Here is a 2,997-nt window from a genome sequence, read left to right as displayed (position 1 = left end):
CTCCTTGGCCTTGCCGGTGGCGTTCTGGGACACCGCGATCAGCGACGGCACCCCGCCGCCGCCCTCGTAGGTCCGCCGGACCAGGTGACCGGGGCCCTTGGGCGCCACCATGGCCACGTCGACGCTGTCCGGGGGCTTGACCTGGCCGAAGCGGATGTTGAAACCGTGGGCGAACAGCAGGGCGTCCCCGGGCTGGAGGTTGGGTCCGATGGCCGCCTCGAACACGTCGCCCTGGTCGGTGTCGGGGAGGAGGACCATGATGACGTCCGCCTCGGCCACCGCCCGCTCGATGGGCAGCACCCGCAGTCCCTCGGCCTCGGCCTTGGCCTTCGACGAGGAGCCCTCGCGCAGGCCGACGCGCACGTCGACCCCGGAGTCGCGCAGGTTGAGGGCGTGGGCGTGGCCCTGCGACCCGTAGCCGAGGATGGCCACCTTCCGCCCGGCGATGAGCGTCGGGTCGGCGTCCTTCTCGTAGAACAGCTTGGCCATCTCAGCCCACCTTTCCGGTCACCCTGCGCAGGCGGGGCGCCTGCCGGTCCAGCTTGGGCAGCGCCACCCGCCCGGTCCGTTGCAGCTCGACGATCCCATACGCTCGCATGAGCTCCTCGAAGTCGTCGATCTTGGCCGGGTTGTCGGCCAGGGCCACGGTGAGGGTGTCGTGGAAGACGTCGACGATCCGGCCCCCGAAGATCCCGACCAGCTCGATGATCTGGCTGCGCGAGCCACCCTCGGCCCCCGTGCGCACCGTGGCCAGCACCAGCTCCATCTCGGTGGACTCGGCCGGGTCCAGCTCCGAGATCTTCACCACATTGACCAGCTTGAACAGCTGCTTGGTGATCTGCTCTAGGTCGGCGCCCTCGACGTCGACGACGATGGTGATGCGCGACAGCCGCTCGTCGTCGGTCGGGGCCACCGCCAGCGAGAAGATGTTGTAGCCCCGGCGGGAGAACAGGCTGGCCACGCGGGCCAGGACCCCGGCCTTGTTCTCGACGGTGACGGTGAGGATGTGGTGGCGGGCGCCGGTGGTCCGGCCGGCGGAGGTGGGGCTCACCGTCCGCCCTCCCCCTGGCTGGGGCCGAGGATGATGTTGTCGTTCGACCCGCCCGCCGGGACCATCGGGTACACCTTCTCCCGGCTGTCGGTGCGGAAGTCGATGACGACGGGCCGGTCGTCGATCTGGTTGGCCTTGTCGATGGCCGGCAGCACCTCCTCGGGGTGCTCGACCTTCAGGCCCACGCAGCCCATGGCCTCGGCCCACTTCACGTAGTCCGGCAGGTCGGGCGAGAGGTAGACCTCGGAGTAGCGCTCCTCGTAGAACAGCTCCTGCCACTGGCGGACCATGCCCAGGTAGGCGTTGTTGAGGATGGCGATCTTGACCGGGATGCGCTCCGAGGAGGCGGTGACCAGCTCCTGGGCCGTCATCTGGAAGCAGCCGTCCCCGTCGATGGCCCACACCATGCGGTCGGGCCGGCCCACCTTGGCGCCGATGGCGGCCGGCACGGCGAAGCCCATGGTCCCGAGCCCCCCGGAGTTCACCCACGTGTAGGGGTGGTTGAACCGCCAGTACTGGCTGGCCCACATCTGGTGCTGGCCCACCCCCGAGGCCACGATCGTGTCGTCGGGCGTGTTGTCCCGCAGCGTCTCGATGACGAACTGGGGCTTGAGGTGGCCGTCGTCGATCTGCTCGTAGGTCAGCGGGTACTGCCGCTGCCACGCCCGGATCCGGGCCAGCCACGGGGCCCGGTCGGGACCGGCGTCGTCGGCGGGCAGCGCCCGGATGGCCTGGACCAGCTCCTCGATGACCAGCCGGCAGTCCCCGACGATCGGCACGTCGGGGCGGCGGACCTTCCCCAGCTCAGCCGGGTCGATGTCGACGTGGACGATCCTGGCCTCGGGGGCGAAGGCGTCGACCTTGCCGGTCACCCGGTCGTCGAAGCGGGTGCCGAGGGCCACCAGCAGGTCGGCCTGCTGCATGGCGGTGACGGCGGTGTAGTTGCCGTGCATCCCCGGCATGCCGAGGGCCAGCTCGTGGCCGTCGGGGAAGGCGCCCCGGGCCATCAGGGTGGTGACGACGGGGATGCCGGTCAGGTCGACGAGGGCCTGCAGGGCCTCGGCGGCCCGCGCCTTGAGGATCCCGCCGCCGGCGTAGATCACGGGCCGCTCGGCCGAGGCGATCAGCCGGGCCGCCTCCCGGATCATCCTCCCGTGCCCCCGGGTGTTGGGCCGGTAGCCGGGCAGGTCGGCGTCCACGTCGGCGTCGGTCGGCCAGTACCAGTCCATGAGCTGGTTGGACACGTCCTTCGGGACGTCGACGAGGACCGGTCCGGGCCGGCCCGTCGAGGCGAGGTGGAAGGCCTCCCGGACGATCAGGGGGAGATCGGCGGGGTCGGTCACCAGCCAGTTGTGCTTGGTGACGCTCATGGTGATGCCGGTCGTGTCGCACTCCTGGAAGGCGTCGGTCCCGATCGACGTGGTGGCCACCTGGCCGGTGATGCACACCATCGGGACCGAATCCATGTAGGCGTCGCAGAGCGGGGTCACGATGTTGGTGGCGGCGGGGCCGCTGGTGACCATGGCCACGCCGGGGCGCCCGGTCACGTGGGCGTAGCCCTCGGCCATGTGCCCCGCCCCCTGCTCGTGGCGCACGAGGATGTGGCGGATCGGGCTGTCGATGATCGGGTCGTAGACCGGGAGGATGGCCCCGCCCGGCAGCCCGAACATGACCTCAACACCCTCCATCTCGAGGCTCTTGATCAGGGCCTGGGCCCCCGTCAGCTTCATCCTTCTCTGCTCCTGTCCGGGAAATGAAAAGACCTCCCGTGAGGGAGGTCTTTGCGCACGCGCGGGATTCCGGCGTGCGCTAGGTGATAACTACGAGCGTGGTCGGCCGGAACATCTCGGGAGAATGTTACACGGCGGTCAAGGCTCTGTCACCGCCCCCCGCTCGGCGCCGGTGACCAGGCGGGCGTACTTGGCCAGGACCCCCGAGGTGTAGCG

At 70.1% G+C, this 2,997-nt stretch carries 2 protein-coding genes and 1 pseudogene; all 3 read right to left on the bottom strand.

What is annotated here, in order from left to right:
• The coding region (locus VFW24_09845; GenBank protein ID HEX5267062.1) for an NAD(P)-dependent oxidoreductase at positions 1–489 on the bottom strand (489 nt) is incomplete at its 3' end.
• A gap of 1 nt (position 490) precedes the next feature.
• Positions 491–1,051, bottom strand: a complete 561-nt coding sequence (gene ilvN / locus VFW24_09840; protein HEX5267061.1) for an acetolactate synthase small subunit — start codon at positions 1,049–1,051, stop codon at positions 491–493.
• Positions 1,048–2,793, bottom strand: a pseudogene (locus VFW24_09835) (acetolactate synthase large subunit). Before VFW24_09835 ends, ilvN begins: the two are co-directional and overlap by 4 nt.
• Between the last annotated feature and the right edge of the window lie 204 nt (positions 2,794–2,997).

This window comes from Acidimicrobiales bacterium, assembly GCA_036273495.1.
GTDB lineage: Bacteria > Actinomycetota > Acidimicrobiia > Acidimicrobiales > JAJPHE01 > DASSEU01.
The sequence above is the reverse complement of the archived record's forward strand: the minus strand, read 5'-3'. Positions and strand labels throughout refer to the sequence as shown.